The following is a 22,058-nucleotide window of genomic DNA, read 5'->3' on the forward strand; positions in this document are numbered from 1 at the left end:
GAAACAAAACCATGTCATTTACAACCGATGTAAAAAACGAACTGTGTACGATAAAATATGAAAAACGGTGCTGTATGCGGGCCCATCTTGCGGGATTAGCCGGTTTTTGCGGCGCTGTGGTGCGGGAAAACGGAAAAGACTGCTTTAAAATGCGCACAGAAAACGCCGCCATTGCCCGCAGGGCCTATACCTTGATGAAAGAGCTGTTTGGGTTTAAAGCAGAGCTGTCAACGGCTGGCAAAATTTGCGCAATTACAGTGGCCCGCGGCGCGCAAACGGTTTTGGCAGAGCTTGGCTTTGCTTCCGGCGGCATTGTGAAATTCACCGCCGACCCTTTTGTGGTGCACGACGACTGCTGCAAAACCGCGTTTTTGGCAGGGGCGTTTCTGGGCGGCGGATATGTGAAAACACCCAAAAACGGCTACCACTTTGAAATTAAAACCCACTACCGCACCTTAAGCCGGGATTTGGCAGAAATTATCGAAGAAATGGGCTTTGAGCCGAAGCAGGTGATGCGCAAGTCGGAATATGTGGTATATATGAAACAGAGCGACACAATCAGCGACCTGTTGGCGCAAATGGGCGCAACAGACGCCATGCTGGAGCTGTGCAATGTAAAAATTTTAAAAGACGTGCGCAACAACATCACCCGAAAGGTAAACTGCGACACGGCCAACATCACCAAAGCCGCCGACGCGGCGGCGGTGCAGCTTCGGGCCATTTATAAAATTCAGGCAAAGCTGGGGCTTGAGGCCCTGCCTGAGTCTTTGGAACAGGCGGCTCGGCTGAGAATGGAAAACCCCGAGGCAAATTTAACCGAGCTGGGGCAGATGATGGCGCCGCCCATCAGCAAGTCTGGCGTAAACCACAGGCTGAAAAAAATTATCCACATGGCGGAGGAATTGCCGGATACATAAAACGAGGGAAACATATGGAACAGATTGGAATTGTAGAACGAATTGAGGGGAAGCAGGCGGTGGTTACTGTTGCGCGTGCCTCAGCCTGCGGCGAAAACTGCGCCCATTGCAAGGGCGGCTGCACGCCTACGAAGGTGCAGGCACGGGTGGAAAACGGCGCCGGGGCAAAGCCGGGCGATCTGGTGAAGCTTGAAACCAGCACGGCGCATGTGGTGCAGGCTTCGCTCATTTTATATTTTGTGCCCTGTTTATTTGCAATTTTTGGCGCAGTTGCGGCAAGTAATTTGTTTCACAGCACCGCTGTGGCGGCGGTTTGTGCCGGAGCGGCTTTTTTTGCCTGTTTTGCGGTGATAAAACTATTTGACAAGAAAATAGCGCCTGTTTCAAACATTACAAAAATTATAAAGCGTGTAGACGGGCGTTAGAAAGGCGTGAACAACAATGGCAATGGACGGTTTCAGCGTTGCGGCGCTGACCTTTGAAATAAATAAAGAACTTTCAGGCGCAAAGCCTGACAAAATACAGCAGACGGAGAGTGACGAGCTACTGATTTCCTTTTTTGGTCCAAACGGTCAAAAAAAACTCAGGCTAACAGCCAATGCATCGGTGGCCAGGGTGTGCCTTACAGAGGACAAAAAACAAAGCCCAAAAACTGCGCCGCTGTTTTGTATGCTGCTGCGCAAGCACCTGTCCGGCGCACGGCTGAAGGAGGTTACACAGCCTGGCTTTGAGCGGGTGATGGTGCTGACCTTTGACGGAACGGACGAATTTGGCGACCCCTGCGAAAAGCGGCTGGTAGCCGAGCTTATGGGTCGTCACTCCAACCTGATTTTGGTGGGCGCCGACGGCCGCGTAATTGACGCGGCGCGCCATGTAGATTTTTCAGTAAGCTCTGTGCGGCAAATTTTGCCGGGGCTGGCTTATCAGTCCCCGCCGCCCCAAAATAAGCGAAACCCTATAGAGTGTGACTTAAACACGATTTTAGAAGCGCTTAAGCAGGCAGACGGCAAGGAAAAAATCGATAGGGCTGTGCTGGGACTATTTCGCGGCGTGAGCCCTTTAATTGCGCGGGAAATCTGCATTCGGACATTTACTAACTGTGACAAATTTTTGGGGGAACTGGACTTTTCACAAAAATTAGAGCTTGCTACCAGCTGTTACACAGTGTTTCAAGCGGCGGCAGAGCAAAAGTTTTTGCCCTGCTATCTGGTTGGAAAGGACACAGGAAAACCCTTTGAGTTTGCGGCGGTTAACATCACCCAATACGGCGGCGCGGCGCAAGTGGTGCAAAATGAGTCTATGTCGCAGATTGTGGAGGCGTTTTACGCCGAACGGGACGCGAAAGAGCGAATGGCGCACAGAAGCGCAAGACTTACGAAGCTGGTGTCCACCAACATTGAACGGTGTGCCAAAAAGCTTTCCGTTCAGTTGGCAGAGCTTTCCGACACCGACAATTTAGACAAATATAAAAAATACGGTGAGCTGATTACGGCAAACCTCTATCGGATTAATAAAGGTGACAAGTCCGCCGTAGTGGAGGATTTTTACGACGAAACCTTAAAAACTGTTACCATTCCTTTAGATATGCGCATGTCGCCTTCAGAGAACGCACAGCGGTATTTTAAAAAATATGCCAAGGCGAAAACCGCCAAAGCAGAAATTACTAACCAGCTGAAAAAAACAAGGGCGGAGCTTTCTTATTTAGAGTCGGTTGAGGAGGAACTCTCATTTGCGGAAACCGTGCAGGATTTGGCGGAAATTTCTCAGGAACTTTATGAGCAGGGATATGTTAAACGTACGGAGAAGAATAAGAAAAAGCAGGCGTTGTCAAAGCCAATGGAGTTTCAAACCTCTGACGGCTTTACTGTGCTGGTGGGCAAAAATAACAAGCAGAATGATATTTTAACGCTGAAAACTGCCAAAAATGCCGATCTGTGGTTTCATACAAAGGACATTCATGGCTCCCATGTAATTTTGCGGTATGAGCATGGGAAAGTGTTTTCTGAAACCGCAATTTTAGAGGCGGCGGAACTGGCCGCAAAATATTCCAAGGCAAAACATTCCCAGAACGTGCCGGTGGACTATACGCTGGTAAAGTTTGTGAAAAAGCCTGCGGGAGCGGCTCCGGGCATGGTAATTTATACAGACAATAAAACGGTGTATGTTACACCGTAAACAGATAACAAAAGCGTGGTAAGTTTACCACGCTTTTGTGTTATTTTATTCTTCTGTGTCTGGTTCTTCTGCTGTTTCTTCCTCGTTATCCGCTTCGTCCGGCACATATTCGCCAACCGTTTCCTCAGGGGAAACGGTTTCGGCTTCTTCGTCCTCTTCCTCGTCAGTGCGGGCAATGGAAACCACCGAAACGTTATCGTCTAACCGCATGAGCCTTACGCCCTTGGTAAGTCTTCCAATTCTGCTGATTTCCCGCGTTTTCATGCGGATTACCACGCCTTCAGAGGTGATGAGCATAATGTCGTCAGACTCGCTGACCACCGTTATGCCGGCAATGTTGCCGGTAGCGTCCGAAATGCGGTAGGTGGTTACACCCTTGCCGCCCCTGGTTTGAGTTTTATATTCAGTCAGCGGCGTTTTTTTGCCGAAGCCGTTTTCCGTTACCACCAGTAAATCGTCGCCTTCGCTGGCCGCGCTCATACCAACAACATAGTCGCTGTCAGAAAGCTTTATGCCGCGCACCCCGCGGGACACTCTGCCCATGGGGCGCACATCGGCTTCGTTAAAGCGGATACACATGCCGCCGAAGGTGCTTAAGATAATATCGTCGTTTCCGTCGGACAGACGCACGTTAATCAGTTCGTCATCTTCGTCCAGTACGATAGCTGCCAAACCGCCTTTTCTTGCGGTGTTATACATCAAAAGGTCAGACTTTTTCACCACGCCGTGCTTTGTGCCGAAGAACAGATATTTTCCTTCTTCGAATTCGCGCAGGGTGATGGCCGCAGTGATTTTTTCGTCGGAGTCAAGCTGCAAGAGGTTTACAATGGCCGTGCCCTTTGCCTGCCTGCCGGCCTCCGGAATTTCGTAGGCTTTCAGGCGATACATCTTGCCCTTTGAGGAGAAGAACAAAATGTGGTTGTGGGTGCTGGTTACAAACAGCTTTTCAACAAAATCCTCCTCCCTGGTGGTGATGCCTGTAACGCCCCTGCCGCCGCGGCGCTGAGATTTGTAAGTGTCCACCGGCAGGCGCTTTACATACCCAAAATGGGTTAAGGTGATAACCACTTCTTCCTCGTCGATTAAGTCTTCAATGTTAATTTCATCGGCATAGGCGGTAATTTCGCTCCTGCGTTCGTCGCCATATTTATCGCGGATGGCAATCAGCTCGTTTTTCACAATATCCAACACCAGGTGTTCGTCGGAAAGCACCTGGTTTAAATATTCAATCTGCTTCATCAGTTCCGCATATTCGTTGTCGATTTTCTCGCGCTCTAAGCCCTGCAAACGCGCCAGGCGCATGTCTAAAATGGCCTGTGCCTGAACGTCGGAGAACGAGAACCGCTCCATTAAGTTTGCCTTTGCGTCGTTGTAGCTGGAGCGGATGATGGAGATAATCTCGTCAATGTTGTCCAACGCTATCCGCAGGCCGTCTAAAATGTGGGCCCGGGCTTCCGCTTTCTTTAAGTCATATTTTGAGCGGCGCACAATAACAGATTCCTGGAACCGGATATAGTGGTCCAGCATTTCCCGCAGCGAAAGCGTTTTCGGCTGGTTGTCCACCAAGGCCAGCATGTTGATGGAAAACGTGTCCTGCAGCTGCGTAAATTTATAAAGCTGGTTTAAAATTACGCTGGCGTTGGCGTCGCGCTTCAGCTCTATTACCATGCGCATGCCTTCGCGGTCAGACTCGTCGCGAATATCGGAAATACCGTCTACACGCTTGTCTTTCACCAGTTCCGCAATCTTTTCAATCAGCCGCGCCTTGTTCACCTGATAGGGCAGCTCGGTTACTACTATGCGCTCTTTGTCGTGGGCCATCTGCTCAATTTCTGTGCGGGCCCGCATAATAATTTTGCCGCGGCCCGTGGTGTAGGCGCTGCGAATGCCGCCCAGGCCCATGATGATGCCGGCGGTGGGGAAGTCCGGCCCTTTTATGTAGCTGAGTAACTCGTCTGTGTCAATTTCCGGATTATCGATAACGGCGACAATGCCGTTGATTACCTCGGTTAAGTTGTGGGGTGGAATGTTGGTGGCCATGCCCACCGCAATGCCCGACGAGCCGTTCACCAACAAACTGGGGAACCTGGAGGGGAGCACAACCGGCTCCTTCAGGTTTTCGTCGTAGTTGGGAATGAAATCCACCGTGTCTTTTTCAATGTCAGTAAGCATTTCCAAAGAGAGCTTAGACATTTTTGCTTCTGTGTAACGGTAAGCAGCCGGGGGGTCGCCGTCCACGGAACCAAAGTTACCGTGGCCGTCTACCATGGGATAACGCAGGGAGAAATCCTGCGCCATGCGCACCAAGCTGTCGTAAACCGCTGCGTCGCCGTGGGGGTGATATTTACCGAGCACGTCGCCGACGGTGGCCGCGCACTTTTTATACGGCTTGTCCGGCGTAAGCCCGGCTTCATACATCGTATATAAAATACGCCTGTGAACGGGCTTTAAACCGTCGCGCACATCAGGCAGCGCACGACCCACGATAACGCTCATGGAATAGTCGATATAGGACTTTTTCATTTCTTTGTTCAAATCGACATTTATAATATTCTGCAAAGCATCTTCAAGCATTTTCTACAGTCCTTTCGGTTAAATGTCCAGGTTGTTTACATATTTCGCGTTCGCCTCAATAAATTCCCGCCGGGGCTCAACGTTGTCGCCCATTAAAATGGTGAAAATTTCGTCCGCTTTCACCGCGTCGTTCAGTTCCACGCGCAAAAGCGTTCGGCTTGAAGGATCCATGGTGGTTTCCCAAAGCTGTTCCGGGTTCATTTCACCAAGACCTTTATAGCGCTGAACCTTTGCGTCCTGCCCGATTTCGGCAAGGGCATCTTTTAGCCCCTCGTCGGTATAGGCATAAAGCTCTTTTTTGCCCTTATAAATTTTGTAAAGGGGAGGCTGCGCAATGTAAACATAGCCGTTTTCCACCAAAGGACGCATGTGACGGAAGAAAAATGTCAGCAGAAGCGTTCTGATGTGGGAGCCGTCGACGTCGGCATCGGCCATTATAATGATTTTGTGGTAGCGAAGCTTTTCAACATCAAAGTCGTCGCCAATTCCGGCGCCCAGGGCCATAATAACCGGCTGTAGCTTTTCGTTTCCATAAACCTTGTCCAAACGCGCCTTTTCCACGTTAAGCATCTTTCCCCAAAGGGGCAGAATTGCCTGAAATTCACGGTCGCGCCCCTGTTTAGCGGAGCCGCCGGCAGAATCACCCTCGACGATATAAATTTCTGTGTTTTCAGGATTTCTGTTGGCACAGTCTGCCAGCTTGCCTGGCAGGGTGGAGGACTCTAAAGCAGATTTTCTTCTGGTTAAATCCCTGGCTTTTCTTGCAGCTTCCCTCGCCCGGGAGGCAGTCAGGGCTTTGTCAATCACAATACGCGCCACGGCGGGGTTTTCTTCTAAAAATGCGTCCAGCTTTTCGCTCATGGCAGAATCGGTCAGGCCGCGAACCTCGCTGTTGCCCAGCTTGGTTTTGGTCTGCCCCTCAAACTGGGCCTCTAAAACTTTCACAGAAATAACTGCCGCCAGGCCTTCCCTTGCGTCGTCGCCGCTTAAGTTTTTGTCGCCGTCTTTCATCAGTCCGTGGCGTTTGGCATAGTCGTTAATAATGCGGGTTAATGCCGCCTTAAAGCCAATTTCATGGGTGCCGCCCTCGGTAGTGCAAATGTTGTTTGCAAAGCTAATAATGTTTTCAGAATATGCATCGGAATACTGCATGGCAACCTCAATCACCATGTCCTTTTGCTCCGCTTCAAAGTAGATAACCTCATCATGGAGCACGGTTTTGTTCTTATTTAAAAACGCAACAAACTCTTTAATGCCGCCGTCATATTTCATGTCGGCGGTCTGTCCGTCGTCCCGCTTGTCGGTCAGCACAATGCGCAGGCCCTTGTTCAAAAACGCCTGCTCCTGAAGCCTGGTGTGCAGGGTTTCAAAATCAAACTCAAGGGTTTCAAAAATTTCACCGTCGGGCTTAAAAGTAACTCTTGTTCCCGTTTTATCCGTGTTGCCGATAATTTTTAAAGGCCCGCAGGAATGGCCCCGCTCATAGCGCTGAAAGTGAACATGCTCACCGTCAGACACCTCAACTTCTAAATATTCCGACAGCGCGTTTACAACTGACGCGCCCACACCGTGCAAACCGCCGGAAACCTTATAGCTTCCGCCGCCGAATTTGCCGCCGGCGTGCAAAATGGTGAACACAACCTCCACGGCGGGAATTCCCATCTTAGGCTGAATGCCAACCGGAATGCCGCGCCCATCGTCCACAACGGTGATGGAGTTGTCGCCGTTAATGTCAACATAAATATTTTTACAGTATCCGGCCAGAGCCTCGTCGATACTGTTGTCCACAATCTCATACACAAGATGGTGGAGCCCCCGTTCAGAAGTAGAACCTATGTACATACCCGGCCGTTTGCGAACGGCTTCAAGGCCTTCTAAGACCTGAATTTGGGAACCGTCATAGTTCGTATCTACTTTGATGTCCATGTTTTTGCCTCCTAAAAAATCAACTTAAAAATAGAATGTAACATTATAAAACAAACGTAAAAATAACGCTAAAAATAACTTATATTCATTATAACACAAAATAAGCCGAAAATCAAATTTTTTTAGAAAAAAAGAATGAAATAGTTTTTTGCGCCAAATTTTAAATAACGGCAAAAAAATGCCCCGGTTCTAAAAAAGAAAACCGGGACGTTTTTCGGTGGAATTTTAAACAGTTGGATCTGCCGGCACCTCGGCCTGTTCTGTCTCTGTCAGCAGGGCGGACTGATATTTCTCCAAAATCGAGGTTTCTAAGGCGTCGCGCATTTCAGAGTTAATGGGGTGCGCAATATCTTTATACTCGCCCTCAGGGGTTTTTCTGCTGGGCATGGCCACAAACAGCTTATCCGCGCCTTCAATGACCTTAATGTCATGTACCACCAAAGCATTGTCGAAGGTAACGGATACGATTGCTTTCATTTTTGATTCTAAATTGATTTTGCGAATTCTAATATCTGTAATATCCATGTGTCTTGCTCCTTTTGCTCAAATGTTGTTCTTATTTTTGGTGGAATGCCAAAAAATATACATAAATTAAAAAAAAGACTTTTATTTTCCATTAAAGTGATGTATAATATATAAAGTTAAAAAGTCTCTTTTATAGAAAGGGCGGAAAGGTATTAAAGCGAATGACGGAATTTGACCTGAGAAATATAGATAAATCAAAACCGGTGTTTTTTGTGGGGATTGGCGGCATTAGTATGAGCGCCTTGGCACACATTTTAAAAAACGACGGATACATTGTCCGCGGCTCCGATTTTAAAGAGAGCGAAACCACACAGCAACTGCGGGAAATGGGCATTGCGGTTTCCATCGGCCACAGCGCGGAAAACGTCCGCGGTGCGGGACTGGTGGTTTACACCGCCGCGGTGAAAAAGGATAACCCAGAGCTTTTAGAAGCAGGCAGACTGGGTATTTTGGCAATTGAGCGGGCGCGGCTTTTGGGGGCCATGATGAAAAATTACAGTTATCCTGTGGCGGTGAGCGGCACCCACGGCAAAACCACTACCACCTCCATGTTGGCCCACATTCTATGCGGAGCAGGCTTAGATCCAACCATTTTGGTAGGCGGCGTGCTGCCGTTAATCGGCGGCAACATGCGGGACGGGGGAAAAGAATATTTTGTGACCGAGGCGTGTGAATATTGCGCCAGCTTTTTAAAGTTTTTCCCGCTTTACAGCATTATTTTAAACATTGAAGAAGACCATTTGGACTTTTTTAAGGATATTGACGACATTATCTCCTGCTTTCAAAAATTTGTTATGCGTCTGCCGGAAAACGGGGCGGTAATTGCCAATTTTGATGACGAAAACGTAAAATGTGCCGTTTCCGGCTCTGGCAAACGGGTGATTACCTATGGAATTGAGTGCGAAAACCCGGACTACACGGCGAAAAATATTACTTTTGATAAAACGGGATTTGCCGCGTTCGACGTGCTTCGAAACGGTGCTTTTTACTTTCAGGCAAAGCTCAACGTACCGGGCATGCACAACGTGAAAAATGCCCTGGCTGTGATTGCGGTTTCAGATTTGCTTGGCGTGTCGAAACAGGATATGCAAAAGGGCTTTTTGTCCTACAAAGGCACCAACCGGCGGTTTGAGCATAAAGGCGAGATAGGCGGCGCCAAGGTCATTGACGATTATGCCCATCACCCCACAGAGGTGAAAGCCACCTTAAAAGCGGCAAGGGCTGTGGCAAACGGCAAAAAGGTTTGGTGCGTGTTCCAGCCGCACACCTACACCCGTTCCCTTGCTTTAAAGGACGAATTTGCAAAGTCCTTTTTCGACTGCGACGGACTGGTGGTTACGGACATTTATGCCGCACGGGAAAAGGATACGGGGCTGATTACCTCCGCCGATTTGGTAGATGTGATTAACAAAAACAGCGGTAACGCAACGTATATCAAAGCGTTTCAAGACGTGGCGGACTTTTTTAAAGAACGCGTCAGCCCAGGCGACTTAATTCTCACTATGGGCGCAGGTGACGTTTATAAAATTGGTGAATTACTGGTAAAGTAAAATGGGCGAAGCGCCCGGCACTTATTTCAGTGCCGGGCGCTTTTTTGCATGGAAATATGACACATTTGATGAATCATGTCGCAAAACACACTTGAAGCGCGTGCCGGCGGGTGGTATAATCAAAACAGTCAGGAGGGGAGAGCAATGGACAAGGAGCTTATGATTGAAAGCGTTGATTTGGATTTTCCAGGAACGGCTTTCCGCGTGTATAAATTCTATCAAATTTCATCAGGTGCGGTTGCTGAACGAAGCATGCCGATTTTTCACCACCATTTGTTTTACGAGTTTCATTTTCTCACGAAAGGGGAATATGATTTTATTACCCAGGATAAAACAATTAAAATCTCCCAGGGTGAGCTGTTTATCATTCCGCCGGGCACGCGGCACTACACCTTTCAGCAGTCGGCGGAAACCGAAAGCATTGTTTTAAGCCTGACTATTGACGAAAAGCCAAAGGAAGAGGGCTTTTACGGCTATTTTAAAAAAAGCTTGGACGATGCGGCGCTCATGCCGGTTAAAGTGTCGGACAACTTAATGCAGAACTTTGCTCAGTTTGGAAGAATTACCAACTGCGCCAACATTAAAAACTATTGCTACATGAAGCGAATGGTCTGTGACATTTTGGTGGATTTGTTCGATATGCTGAACGGGTTTGATACTTGCAGTAAAAGCGGCGCGGCGGGCAAAAGTAAAAAACAAACGGAGCTTCTTTTGGAAAACTATGTGAACGACCCGGCGTTTACCCTTGCCGATATCGCAGAAAAACTACACTATTCCCAGCGGCACGTGGCAAGAATGGTTCAGAACAAATATGGCATGGCGCTGGGTGACGTTCGGAATTTGCAGATGGTGAAAACGGCCCGGCGGTATTTAGATGAAGGCTGTTCCGTTCAAAAGGCTGCGGAAATGGCAGACTTTAAAAGCACGGACACCTTTCGCAAATGCTTTAAAAAGTTTGAGAGCGTAACGCCTTCTGCATATAAAAGGAGGGTGGAGCATGACGGAAAAAACGAATAAAATGATTACAATCTTCTTAGTCGGCATAACCTTTATTTTAATAACGGCAACGGCTCTTATCTATTCTGAAGATGGTTTCATCATTGTTCCGCTGTATGTGTCTTTGGCTATTATGCTTTTGCAGTCTAAGGCAAACCGCTATGCGTTTTTGCTGGGCGGCATCAATTCGCTTTTATATGCTGGGGTGTATGCCTACACCGGGCTGTATGCCATGGCGGCTTATGCCGCGCTGGTTTCCTGCCCGCTGCAGTTGGTGACCTTTTTAAACTGGAGCAAACGGCCTTATGGCAACGCGACGGTTTTTAAAAAGCTGAGCCTGAAAAATAAGGTCATTCTTTTTGCATCGTTTGTGGTTTTGTGGCTTTTAATGTGGGCGTTTTTTTCACTGTTTCACTCGGCCTATTTGCTGTTCGACAACACGGTTACCCTGCTGGGCATTGCGTCAACCGTTCTTTGCGCCCTGTCGTTTGTGGACTACGCATATCTGCAAATTGCAGGCGTTGGAATCAGCATTGTGCTTTACAGCCAAATGCTCCACACAAAACCAATTCAAATTACATATCTTATTTATAGCGTCTATGCGCTGGTTTGCTCCGTAAAGGCGCTTGGCAAAATGAACCGGCTTTATATAGAACAAAAGACAGAGGAAAGCGAGGCTGCGGCATGAAGAAAATTGGCAGAGAGGTTTTGTTTTTAACGGCGGGGGAGGGGAATCCCCGAAACGGTGAGGGCGCGTTTATCAGACTATCTGATGGCAGAATTCTATACGCATTTACCGAATACACGGGTGACAACTGGGAGGACCACTGCAGCGCAAGCATTGCAGGGATTTTTTCCGGTGACGAGGGAGAAACCTGGCATGGGAGGAAGGTTCTTTTAAAAGCGGATGCAGGAGCGTCGAACTATATGAGCGTATCTCTCCAACGTATGGATAACGGGGACATTGGTCTGTTTTATTTAAGAAAGGATAAGGAAACAGGCACCTGTAAACTTTACCTTTCGCGTTCGTGCGATGAAGCGGACACCTGGGGATCTCCGGTGTCCTGTATGGAGGAGGACGGCTATTTTGTCGTGAACAACGACAGGGTGGTAAGACTTAGAAACGGCAGGTTTTTGGTGCCTGCTGCACAGCATGCCATTTTAAAAAAGTGGGAACGTTTCGGCAAGGGCGAGCTAAACTTTTTTGCGTCAGACGACGATGGAAGAACATGGAGCAGGTTGCTGGACAAAAATATTCACATTCCCGCTGAGGAAAAAAGCACAACGGGCCTGCAGGAGCCGGGTGTGTTTCAGCTTGAAAACGGAGACATTTGGTGCTGGTTGAGAACGGGCTTTGGCTGCCAGTATGAATGTTTTTCAAAGAATAACGGCGCGGACTGGAGTGTGCCTGCGCCCAGCGAGTTTTTCACGTCGCCTGCTTCGCCTATGCAGGTGAAACAGGTGGGGGAGTTGGTCGTTTCGGTATTTAACCCCATTCCTAACTACACCACCCGGGACGAAACGAACACCTGGGGCAGAACGCCTTTGGTGTGCGCGGTGAGCAGGGACGGAGGGAAAAGCTTTTCGAAGCTATTTTATTTGGAGGATGACCCTAAAAACGGCTATTGTTATCCAGCAATTTTTGAGGGAACGGAATATTTCCTTGTTGCTTACTATCATTCAAACAACAGCGGCGTATGTTTAAACAGCGCCAAAATAAAAAAGGTTTTATTTAAGGAGCTAACATAGCAAAACGAAAGCACCTGCCATTTTTGGCAGGTGCTTTCGTTTTGCTTACATAATGAGCTTTACAATTTCTTTTTTCAGCCGCTCAATAATCCGCTTTTCCAAGCGGGAAATGTATGACTGGGAAATGCCCAGCATGTCGGCTACTTCCTTTTGCGTTTTTTCCTCCCGGCCCGAAAGGCCGAACCGAAGCTCCATAATCAGCCGTTCCCGGCTGGAAAGCCGCGATATGGCGGAAAGAAGAAGCTGTTTGTCAACCTCGTCCTCAATGTTTTTATAAACGTCATCGCTGTCTGTTCCTAAAATGTCCGAGAGCAAAAGCTCGTTTCCGTCCCAGTCGGTGTTTAAAGGCTCGTTAAGCGAAACCTCTGTTTTCTGATTATGTATTTTTCTTAAGAACATTAGAATTTCGTTTTCGATGCAGCGGGAGGCATAAGTGGCCAGCTTAATGTTTTTGTCGGTGTTAAAGGTGTTAATGGCTTTAATCAGGCCGATGGAGCCAATGGAAACCAAATCCTCCGTGGCAACGCCTGTGTTTTCAAACTTTCTTGCAACATAAACCACCAGCCGCAGATTGTGCTCAATCAGCTCTTTTCTTGCCCGCTCTCTGTTTTTACCTCCCAGCTCTTTTAAAAGACGGGCCTCCTCCGGCGCGGAAAGCGGCGGAGGCAAAATCTCGCTGCTTCCAATAAAATAGGTTTCGTCTGCTAAAATTGCCCGAATCCTGCCCAAAATGCGGGAGACGAGGCTTCTCATTCTTTCAATCAGTCGAAAAAACATTTGCGTTACATCCTTTCTGTCCGGTTAATGCATGTGGAATCGTTGGGAAGAATCATTCGGTAGCCGCCCTCTTTGTCTAAGGGCGTTTCGGAAATTCCGACAAATACGGAATCGCTCAGCGTAATTACATCAGAAATGATTTTGTCGGGCCGAAATGCGAACAACCCCGCATTTCCATTGATACCATGACAGGGAATATAAAGAAATTCCCCGGGATGCTTTGCAACACATTCAGAGAGGGTGCCGCCTGAAAAGAACGCGGAAACGGTTTGCCACTCTGCAACGAGTACGCTGTTTTGGGAAATGGGGTCCCGCAAAAAGTTGCCTGTGTCAAAAAGCGCGGTGTCAGTAACGCTTTTTCCATTTTTTTCTATGGTAACATTGTAAAGAAACTGCGCCTTAATGCGCTGTTTTTTCACATATCCTACAGCCAGATGAATTACTGTCACCGAAACCACAAAAATTGCCAGCATGGTATAGGCATTGATGTCTGCGTAGAACACGCCTGCGTTTACAGCAAAATTTATCTTTCCATACCGGTTTCCCAAAAACAGCACCGCAAAGCCAACGCCGCCTGTAACAAAGGAAACCAGATAAAACACGGCAATGTTTTTAAACAGGAACGCGGCGTTTCTTACGCCGTATGCAATCATCACCATGAAAAGCGATGTCAGAACTGAAAGGGTAAAAATAAAAAACGTACCCAGGGGAATAAAAAACACAAACGCCGCATAAACCGCCCCGAGGGCGCTTGCCAGGCAGGTTTTTACGATACTTGGCCTTTTTTTCACAAACAGCGAGGTAATGCTCAGCAAAATATAATCTATGATAAAATTAATAATAAACAAAACGTCAACATAAACTTTAACAGTCATCTTTTTCCTTTCCCGCCTGCGTTTGGTGTACACGGCCCCTTTTGCAGGCGGCGGGGGCCGCAGATGAAATGCTCTAAAATTAATTATACTCCCCTGTCCGCGGTTAAATTGTCATTTTGTGCTGTCGAACAAAAAAAAATTTGCGACACTTTCTGCAAACAAAAACCATTGAAAACGGACCGGGTTTATGATATACTATTTTTAAGTTTTATTTTTTTAGGAGGGTTTTGCATGTCGGTGCGCTATTCTGTGGTTGTTCCGGTTTATAATGAAGAAGCGGTGGCGCAAGAGTGCTATGTGCGGCTGACCAAGGTGATGGCTTCCCTCCGCGATGCGTATGAGCTCATATTTGTAGACGATGGAAGCCGCGATCAAACAAACGCTATTATATCCGATTTTTGCAGGCAAGACAGCCATGTGCGCCTCGTTTCCTTTTCACGCAATTTTGGCCACCAGGCCGCTATCAGCGCGGGCATGGATTTGTCCTCCGGACAGGCGGTAATCATTATCGACGCAGACCTTCAAGACCCGCCCGAAGTTATTCTAGAAATGGTAAAGAAGTGGAAAGAGGGCTACGATGTGGTTTACGGCCAGCGGGAAAAACGAAAGGGTGAAAGCGTTTTTAAAAAGGCCACGGCAAAGCTGTTTTACCGTTTTTTGTCCGCCCAGACCGACGTGGACATTCCCGTGGACACCGGCGACTTCCGCTTAATTGACCGCAAGGTGTGCGACGTGCTTTCCTCCCTCACAGAGAAAAACAGATATGTTCGGGGACTGGTGAGCTTTGCTGGCTTTCGTCAAACCGGCGTGCGCTACGTGCGGGACGAACGGTTTGCAGGTGAAACGAAATATCCGTTAAAAAAAATGATGAATTTTGCGGTGGACGCAACTACGTCCTTTTCCAAAAAACCGCTGAAGCTGGCCGGATATGTGGGTTTATTTCTGTCCATGGCAAGCTTTGTTTATCTGTTTATAACAATTTATTTAAAACTGTTTACACAAACAACCGTTTCCGGCTGGGCGTCAATCCTCTGTGTGTCGCTTTTTTTCAACGGCGTGGTTCTGATTATGCTGGGCATTATCGGGGAATATATCGGAAGGATTTACGACGAGGTGAAAAATCGGCCGCTGTATATTATTAAAGAAAAAACGGGCTTTCAACCCCGAAAGGACGAATTGAAAAATGGGGAAACGAATCAATAAACAGGGCGTGAAACAGGCCGTGCGGTTTTGTGTGGTGGGTTTTTTTAACACGCTGGTGGACTATGGGCTGTTCTTTGTGTTCATCTCTTTTGTAAACCTGCACAAAAGCATTGCGCAGGTGTTTTCCACGTCTGTCGCCATGTGCGGGAGCTATTTAATTAACCGCTACTGGACCTTTGGGCAAAGCGGACGGGGAAATTTCGGCGAAATTGTAAAATTCTTAACCATAAATTTGCTTGCCATGTTCTCGGTAATTTTGCTTACCCATCTATTTTACGACATTTGGCATTTGGAAAACCTTGTAAACGCCGCGCTGCGCGCTGCAGGCTCGGCCTTTGCGGCAGAAGGGGACATCGCCATTCTGCTGTGCAAGGCGGCGGCTTCGTGTTTTTCGTTAATGATTAACTTTTTCGGCAACAAGTTTTGGGTGTTCCGGGGCGGCCGGCAAACAGAAACGGAGGCGTAACCATGCGTACCATACATTCCAAAGAAATTACAGAGGCTGTGAAAAACCTCTGCATTGAAGCAAACATCTATTTAGGAAATGACATTAAAAATGCCATTTGCACTGCCAGAGAGCAGGAGCAGTCTGAAACGGCAAAAGTGATTTTAGAAAAGCTGGAGGAGAATATGCGCGTGGCAGAGGCCGAAAAAATTCCAGTCTGCCAGGACACCGGAATGGCCGTGGTGTTTTTAGATATTGGCCAGGATGTGCATGTTGACGGCGGGTTGCTGAAAGATGCGGTGAACGAAGGCGTGGCGCAGGGCTATACCGAAGGGTTTTTAAGAAAATCTGTGGTGACAGACCCCATAGAGCGCAAAAACTCCGGCGACAACACTCCAGCGGTAATTCATTACGACATTGTTCCCGGCGATAAGCTGAAAATTACCGTGGCGCCTAAGGGCTTTGGAAGCGAAAACATGGGGGCGCTGAAACTGTTAAAGCCGGCAGACGGCCTTGCCGGCGTGAAGGATTTTGTGCTGGAAACCGTAAAAAACGCCGGTGCAAATCCCTGTCCGCCCATTGTGGTGGGCGTCGGAATTGGCGGAACTATGGAAATGAGTACGCTTTTGGCAAAGCGTGCGTTGTTAGTTGAGCTTGACAAGCCAAACGAAAACCCGTTTTATGCGAGTCTGGAGCAGGAGCTTTTAGAAAAAATAAACGCATTGGAAATCGGCGTGCAGGGCTTTGGCGGCACAAACACGGCATTGGGCGTTAAGATTTTAACCTATCCAACCCACATTGCCGGCCTTCCCTGTGCGGTGAATATTAACTGCCACGTAACGCGTCATAAGTCCATTGTGCTGTGATTTACGTTATGTAAACCTGACTTTTCCACAATTTTACCTGTTAAAAAGGTATAATTCGGTGTATAGACAGGAAAAACCAGTGAATATCTGGAGATAATATTAAAAAAGTGTTAATAACCCTGTTGATAATGTGGATAACTTTATGACAAGGAAACAATATATGTGCGTTATGTTAACCTAAGCACAATTTAACCGAAAAAACTTAGAAATTTTACTTGAATATTGCACAAAAAACAGATATAATGAAAAAGGTAGATTTTGCAAAATTTAGTGAATACACGGAGGAACAAAATGAACCCAAAATACAAACGAATTCTTCTAAAGGTGAGCGGCGAGGCGCTGTCCGGCGGCAAGGGAACCGGGCTGGACACCGACACACTTGCTTCCATTGCTGCTGTGGTAAAGCAGTGCAGGGAAGCGGGGGTTGAAATTGCCATTGTTGTCGGCGGCGGCAACTTTTGGCGGGGGCGCACCAGCGAGGACATGAACAGAACCCGGGCCGATCACATGGGCATGCTTGCCACAGTGATGAACTCTTTGGCGCTGCAAAGCGCGCTTGAGGCTGCCGGCGTTCCCACCAGGGTGCAAACAGCCATTGAAATGCGCCAGATTGCAGAACCCTACATCCGCGGCAAGGCCATGAGCCACTTAACCTCGGGCAAGGTGGTTATTTTCGGCTGCGGAACGGGAAATCCTTTCTTTTCAACCGATACGGCGGCTGCTCTCCGGGCTGCGGAAATTGATGCGGAGGCAATTTTGCTTGCCAAAAACGTCGACGCGGTTTACGACAGCGACCCGGCTCAAAATCCCAACGCCAAAAGGTTTTCAAAGCTTTCATATAAAGAAGTTATTCACAGGGGCTTAAAGGTGATGGACACCACCGCAACCTCCCTTTGCATGGACAACGACATTCCAATTTTGGTGTTCGGAATTGCTCAGCCGGAGAACATTATTAAAGTGCTCTGCGGTGAAAATATGGGTACCATTGTTTCAAACGATGATGAAGTAAAATAAAGGAAAATACGGAAAGGACGGAACGATTCATATGTACGAAGATGTAAAACAAAAAATGGATAAAGCGGTTGCCGCAATGGAAAGCGATTTTGCGGGTATCCGCGCAGGCAGGGCAAATCCTGCAATTTTAGATAAGGTGATGGTAGACTATTACGGCACGGCTACACCGGTGGCACAGGTGGGAACCATTTCTATCCCCGACCCCAGAATGCTGATGATTCAGCCCTGGGACGCCAGCATTCTCCACGACGTTGAAAAGGCAATTCTGGCCTCTGACTTAGGACTTACTCCTAACAACGACGGAAAGGCCATCCGCTTAAATTTCCCTGCACCCACAGAGGAGAGAAGAAAAGAGCTGGTGAAATCTGTTTCCAAGCGTGCGGAGGAGGCTAAGGTGGTTATCCGTGGAATCCGCAGGGACGCAATCGACGCGTATAAGGCACAGAAGAAAAACGGCGAAATCACCGAGGACGATTTAAAGGATGCAGAAAACGGCATTCAGAAGGTGACAGACCAATATATTAAAGATATCGACGGTTTGGCAGACGGCAAATCGAAAGAAATCATGGAAATTTAAGTGTAAAAATTCATTGGCGGGGTGGTTTTCATTTTTAAGTTTTTAAAACGAAAAAAACAGGCGGCGTTTATTAACGAGGTTGACCAAGAAAACCTCCCCCGTCATGTGGGTATTATTATGGACGGCAACGGCAGGTGGGCAAAGAGTCGCGGCCTGCCTCGAAGCGCCGGGCACAGGGCCGGGGCGGCAACCTTAAAAAAAATAACCGAGTTTGCAAGCGATATGGGAATTCGCTATATCACGGCTTATGCTTTTTCGACAGAAAACTGGAAACGGCCCAAGGCGGAGATTGACGCGCTGATGGACCTTTTGCTGGATTATTTAAAAGACAAAAAACTCTTAGAAGGCAATCAGGTGCGGCTGAAGTTCATTGGCGACAGAAGCGTGTTAACTGACGAAATTAAAGAGCAGATGGCAATTGCAGAGGAGGAGTCCGCCGGGCGGGACAAAACCATTTTATATCTGGCAATTAACTATGGCGGTCAGCAGGAAATAACAAAGGCTGTAAAAACTATTTGTCAAAAAGCCGCCGCGGGGCAGCTTGACCCAGGCGGTGTTACGGAACAGACAATATCAGAAAATTTATATACGGAAATCCCCGACGTGGACTTAATTATCCGCCCCAGCGGGGAATTTCGCTTAAGCAACTTTCTTTTATGGCAGTCGGCCTACAGCGAATTCTGGTTTTCCAACATCAACTGGCCCGACTTTTCGGAAAAGGATTTTACACAGGCAATTTTAGACTATCAAAACCGGAACAGACGGTTTGGCGGAATTTAAGGGGTGATTTTTTGGCTTGGTCAAAACTGAAAACGAGGCTGGTCAGCGCGGCAATTTTGGTGGCTGTTTTGCTGATTGTAACCTTTGCCCCGGAATGGGTATTTACGCTGGCGGTCAGTGCCGCCTGTTTTGTTGTTCTTCATGAGATTATGGTGACGTTTAAACAGGAAACAAAGCTTTCCATCGTCATTATTGATTATATTTTCGCAGGGCTTTATATGCTCTCCGGTTTCCTCCGCATGGACACAGGCAACCAGGTAATTTATATGATTACCATTTTCTTTGTGATGACGCTGTTGATTTTTTCCGTGGTGGACCACAGAGAAATTAACTTTAACGACGTGTGCGCCTCGCTGTTTTTGGTGCTCTATTCGGTGGTGTTTTTAATCCATCTGTCGTTCATTCGGCACATGGAAAACGGACTTGCCCTTGTGTTTTTAGCTTTTATCGGCGCGTTTTTACCCGACACTTCGGCATATTTTGCCGGCAATCTGTTTGGCGAGCACAAGCTAATTGAGGCAGTTAGCCCAAACAAAACCGTTGAGGGAGCAATTGGGGCTGTGGTTGGCGCTGTGGTTTCATTTACCATTTACGGCGTTATTTTATGGGTGTTAGATTTTAATGTACATTTTCCGAGACTTTTGCTGCTGGCCTTAATTTGCGGTGTGGTGGCCCAGTTCGGCGACCTTTCTGCATCGGTAATGAAACGGGCGTATAAAGCAAAGGACTTTGGAAAACTCATTCCCGGCCACGGCGGCCTGGTAGACCGGATTGACAGTTTAATTTTCGTCACTCCGGTTGTATATTACTTTATTACATACTTTCCAGTAATATGAAAAGGAGAACAAATTGAAAAACATTGTAATACTGGGCGCAACAGGCTCTATCGGCACGCAGTCCCTTGAAGTAATTGAGGCAAACAGGGGATTTCGTGCTTTTGCGCTATCCGCACATTCCAACATTGGAGTTTTAGAAACACAAATCAGAAAATTCCGCCCGCAGTTTGCCTGCGTAACAAACGAGGAAAAGGCTGCGGAGCTGAAAATAAAAACAGCGGACATTGGCACAAAAATTTTGGCCGGAACAGCGGGCCTTGAAGAAATCGCCGCTCACCCGGAAGCGGACACGGTGATCACTGGCATTGTGGGCATTGCAGGCCTTGCCCCCACCCTTGCTGCGGTGGAGGCGAAAAAACGCATTGGCCTTGCCAACAAGGAAACATTGGTAACTGCGGGAGATATGGTGATGGAGCGGGCAGGACAAACCGGCGCCGAAATCATTCCGGTAGATTCAGAACACAGCGCCGTTTTCCAATGTCTTGCCGCCCGGGTAAACCGGGATAATTTTGACAGCGAAGTAAAACGAATTTTGCTTACCGCCTCCGGCGGCCCGTTTTTCGGAAAGACGAAGAACGAGCTGACCCAAATCACCGCAAAAGAAGCCCTGCGCCACCCAAACTGGAGCATGGGTGCAAAAATAACAGTGGACAGCGCCACGCTGATGAACAAGGGGCTTGAGGTGATTGAGGCAAAACACCTATTTGGCGTTCCGTTTGAAAAAATCGACGTTTTCGTGCATCGGCAGAGCATTGTTCATTCCATGGTGGAGTTTGCAGACAACGCAGTGATTGCGCAGCTGGGCGCGCCGGATATGAAACTTCCCATACAGTATGCGATTACCTATCCTGAGCGGCTTTCTATGCACGGTAATGAGCCAGACTTAACCAAAACGCCGCTGACCTTTGACAAGCCTGATTTCGAAACGTTTCGTTGCCTGCCGCTGGCCATTTCGGCAGGCAAGACGGGAGGCACCATGCCCGCGGTGTTAAATGGCGCAAACGAAGCGGCGGTGGCGTTGTTTTTAAACGGCAAAATCAGATTTTTGGATATTGCAGATTTAGTGGAGGGGGCAATGTGCGCCCATAAAACCATGAAACGGCCGTCCCTTTCCCAAATTTTTGAGGCGGACAAGTGGGCCAGAGAATATGTATGCGCGAAACTGCATACACTACATTAGATTTTTTCGGAAAAAAACAAATGGCAGAAAGGCAGACCAAATGAACATCATTTTTACAACATTGGCAGCGATTTTAATTTTTGCAGTTTTGGTTTTCATTCACGAGCTGGGACATTTCATTGCGGCAAAGCTCTCCGGCGTGAAAGTGAACGAATTTGCGATTGGCATGGGGCCAAAGCTGTTTGGAAAACAAAAGGGAGAAACGCTCTATTCCGTGCGGCTCATTCCCATCGGCGGATTTTGCGCCATGGAGGGTGAGGACGAAAACACGACTGACGAGCGGGCTTTAAACAACAAAAAGCCATATATCCGGCTCATCATTTTGGTGGCCGGGGCGTTTATGAATATTTTGCTGGGCTTTATTTTAATTTTTTCTTTAACGATTGGCACTGCGGAAACGGTTGTTCCCAAGGTTAACAGTGTAACAGAGGGCGGCGCGGCGGAAGCTGCGGGCTTACAGGATAACGACGTAATTCTGCGGGCAAACGGCAAACGGGTGCACATTATTGAAGATTTGTCCTGGGCCATGTCCAACAATTCCAGAGAAAACAAAGAGCTTCAGCTGGAAGTGAAAAACGGCGGCGAAAAAAGAACGGTTTCTATTGTACCCGAAACGTCCAATGGAAAATCAAGCTACGGCATTTTATTAAAAACAGAGCAGAACGGGCTGTTTCAAACACTTCGGAACTCCTGGTATAAAACCGGATTTTACAGCGGCGTTATTATAGACTCGTTTATCAGCATGATAAAAGGCGACATTCCGATCTCGCAGATTTCAGGGCCCGTGGGCATTGTGTCGGAAATCGGAAATGTGGTGGAAGAAACCCGCACCACCGGTTGGGAGGGCTTTCAAAGTCTGCTCGCCTTAACCATTTTGCTCACCATAAATTTGGGGGTGTTCAATCTGTTCCCCATTCCGGCGTTAGACGGCGGAAGAATTTTGTTTGTTTTAATTGAAATGGTGAGAAGAAAGCCGGTGCCGGTGGAAAAAGAGGCAATTGTGCACTTTGCGGGATTTGTTTTGTTAATTGCATTTTCAATTTTCATTGCATTTAAAGACGTATTTATGCTTTGGGGCTAACGGAAGAATTGG

The 22,058-nt window shown here is 47.7% G+C and carries 21 protein-coding genes; 16 read left to right on the top strand and 5 right to left on the bottom strand.

What is annotated here, in order from left to right; genetic code table 11:
• Positions 1-11 precede the first annotated feature (11 nt).
• Genes whiA through WIG73_RS01750 form a run of 3 tightly spaced genes read left to right on the top strand, consistent with a single transcriptional unit; the run spans position 12 to position 3,092 of the window.
• Entirely contained in the window at positions 12-917 is a 906-nt protein-coding gene (gene whiA, locus WIG73_RS01740; protein ID WP_337399027.1) for a DNA-binding protein WhiA, read from the top strand.
• 14 nt (positions 918-931) lie between these two features.
• Positions 932-1,342 carry a SoxR reducing system RseC family protein gene (locus tag WIG73_RS01745; protein WP_337399028.1) on the top strand — a complete coding sequence of 137 codons (411 nt, stop codon included), beginning with the start codon at positions 932-934 and terminating at the stop codon, positions 1,340-1,342.
• A 16-nt stretch (positions 1,343-1,358) separates the two neighbouring features.
• On the top strand, positions 1,359-3,092 hold the full coding sequence (locus tag WIG73_RS01750) for an NFACT RNA binding domain-containing protein (protein WP_337399029.1): 1,734 nt from the start codon (positions 1,359-1,361) through the stop codon (positions 3,090-3,092).
• Between the two features lie 45 nt (positions 3,093-3,137).
• On the opposite strand, the gene gyrA is transcribed toward WIG73_RS01750, so the two are convergent.
• The 3 genes from gyrA to spoVG form a co-directional block, all read right to left on the bottom strand.
• Entirely contained in the window at positions 3,138-5,666 is a 2,529-nt protein-coding gene (gene gyrA, locus WIG73_RS01755; protein ID WP_337399030.1) for a DNA gyrase subunit A, read from the bottom strand.
• Positions 5,667-5,684: 18 nt separating this feature from the next.
• The gene (gyrB, locus tag WIG73_RS01760) at positions 5,685-7,592 is read right to left on the bottom strand and encodes a DNA topoisomerase (ATP-hydrolyzing) subunit B (protein ID WP_337399031.1); all 1,908 of its coding nucleotides are present in this window, start codon (positions 7,590-7,592) and stop codon (positions 5,685-5,687) included.
• 225 nt (positions 7,593-7,817) lie between these two features.
• Positions 7,818-8,117 carry a septation regulator SpoVG gene (spoVG, locus tag WIG73_RS01765; protein WP_177677828.1) on the bottom strand — a complete coding sequence of 100 codons (300 nt, stop codon included), beginning with the start codon at positions 8,115-8,117 and terminating at the stop codon, positions 7,818-7,820.
• Positions 8,118-8,278: 161 nt separating this feature from the next.
• Here spoVG and murC point away from each other — a divergent pair, with 161 nt between their 5' ends.
• From murC to WIG73_RS01785, 4 genes are all read left to right on the top strand, one after another.
• Positions 8,279-9,667 (top strand): UDP-N-acetylmuramate--L-alanine ligase, encoded by a 1,389-nt coding sequence (gene murC, locus WIG73_RS01770; protein WP_337399032.1) that lies wholly within the window; start codon positions 8,279-8,281, stop codon positions 9,665-9,667.
• Between the two features lie 144 nt (positions 9,668-9,811).
• Complete coding sequence (locus WIG73_RS01775) at positions 9,812-10,684, top strand: helix-turn-helix domain-containing protein (protein WP_337399034.1); 873 nt, start codon at positions 9,812-9,814, stop codon at positions 10,682-10,684.
• Positions 10,665-11,351, top strand: a complete 687-nt coding sequence (locus WIG73_RS01780) for a nicotinamide mononucleotide transporter (protein ID WP_177679899.1) — start codon at positions 10,665-10,667, stop codon at positions 11,349-11,351. The genes WIG73_RS01775 and WIG73_RS01780 overlap by 20 nt, the downstream gene beginning before the upstream one ends.
• A complete protein-coding gene (locus WIG73_RS01785; protein WP_337399035.1) occupies positions 11,348-12,412 on the top strand; it encodes a sialidase family protein in 1,065 nt (354 codons plus the stop codon). Before WIG73_RS01780 ends, WIG73_RS01785 begins: the two co-directional genes overlap by 4 nt.
• A 45-nt stretch (positions 12,413-12,457) precedes the next feature.
• Here the strand turns inward: WIG73_RS01785 and sigE are convergent, their stop codons facing one another.
• Positions 12,458-13,165, bottom strand: a complete 708-nt coding sequence (sigE, locus tag WIG73_RS01790; protein WP_337399045.1) for an RNA polymerase sporulation sigma factor SigE — start codon at positions 13,163-13,165, stop codon at positions 12,458-12,460.
• 29 nt (positions 13,166-13,194) lie between these two features.
• Positions 13,195-14,064, bottom strand: a complete 870-nt coding sequence (locus WIG73_RS01795) for a sigma-E processing peptidase SpoIIGA (RefSeq protein ID WP_337399036.1) — start codon at positions 14,062-14,064, stop codon at positions 13,195-13,197.
• 231 nt (positions 14,065-14,295) lie between these two features.
• Here WIG73_RS01795 and WIG73_RS01800 point away from each other — a divergent pair, with 231 nt between their 5' ends.
• The 9 genes from WIG73_RS01800 to WIG73_RS01840 all read left to right on the top strand — a co-directional run bounded on the left by WIG73_RS01800 (position 14,296) and on the right by WIG73_RS01840 (position 22,046).
• Positions 14,296-15,267 (top strand): glycosyltransferase, encoded by a 972-nt coding sequence (locus tag WIG73_RS01800; protein WP_177679903.1) that lies wholly within the window; start codon positions 14,296-14,298, stop codon positions 15,265-15,267.
• Complete coding sequence (locus WIG73_RS01805; RefSeq protein WP_177679904.1) at positions 15,248-15,733, top strand: GtrA family protein; 486 nt, start codon at positions 15,248-15,250, stop codon at positions 15,731-15,733. Before WIG73_RS01800 ends, WIG73_RS01805 begins: the two co-directional genes overlap by 20 nt.
• Before the next feature lie 2 nt (positions 15,734-15,735).
• Positions 15,736-16,578 (top strand): fumarate hydratase, encoded by an 843-nt coding sequence (locus WIG73_RS01810; protein WP_337399037.1) that lies wholly within the window; start codon positions 15,736-15,738, stop codon positions 16,576-16,578.
• A gap of 291 nt (positions 16,579-16,869) precedes the next feature.
• A complete protein-coding gene (gene pyrH / locus WIG73_RS01815; protein WP_177679906.1) occupies positions 16,870-17,592 on the top strand; it encodes a UMP kinase in 723 nt (240 codons plus the stop codon).
• Positions 17,593-17,617: 25 nt separating this feature from the next.
• On the top strand, positions 17,618-18,169 hold the full coding sequence (frr, locus tag WIG73_RS01820; protein ID WP_249311507.1) for a ribosome recycling factor: 552 nt from the start codon (positions 17,618-17,620) through the stop codon (positions 18,167-18,169).
• A gap of 21 nt (positions 18,170-18,190) precedes the next feature.
• Positions 18,191-18,949: an isoprenyl transferase gene (locus WIG73_RS01825; RefSeq protein ID WP_337399038.1), complete on the top strand. Its 759-nt coding sequence runs from the start codon at positions 18,191-18,193 to the stop codon at positions 18,947-18,949.
• Between the two features lie 11 nt (positions 18,950-18,960).
• Positions 18,961-19,785, top strand: a complete 825-nt coding sequence (locus WIG73_RS01830) for a phosphatidate cytidylyltransferase (protein WP_337399039.1) — start codon at positions 18,961-18,963, stop codon at positions 19,783-19,785.
• Positions 19,786-19,798: 13 nt separating this feature from the next.
• Positions 19,799-20,965 (top strand): 1-deoxy-D-xylulose-5-phosphate reductoisomerase, encoded by a 1,167-nt coding sequence (locus tag WIG73_RS01835; RefSeq protein ID WP_337399040.1) that lies wholly within the window; start codon positions 19,799-19,801, stop codon positions 20,963-20,965.
• 40 nt (positions 20,966-21,005) lie between these two features.
• The gene (locus tag WIG73_RS01840) at positions 21,006-22,046 is read left to right on the top strand and encodes a M50 family metallopeptidase (protein WP_177679910.1); all 1,041 of its coding nucleotides are present in this window, start codon (positions 21,006-21,008) and stop codon (positions 22,044-22,046) included.
• Positions 22,047-22,058 lie beyond the last annotated feature (12 nt).

Source organism: Congzhengia sp., assembly GCF_037235575.1.
Lineage (GTDB): Bacteria > Bacillota > Clostridia > UBA1381 > UBA9506 > Congzhengia > Congzhengia minquanensis.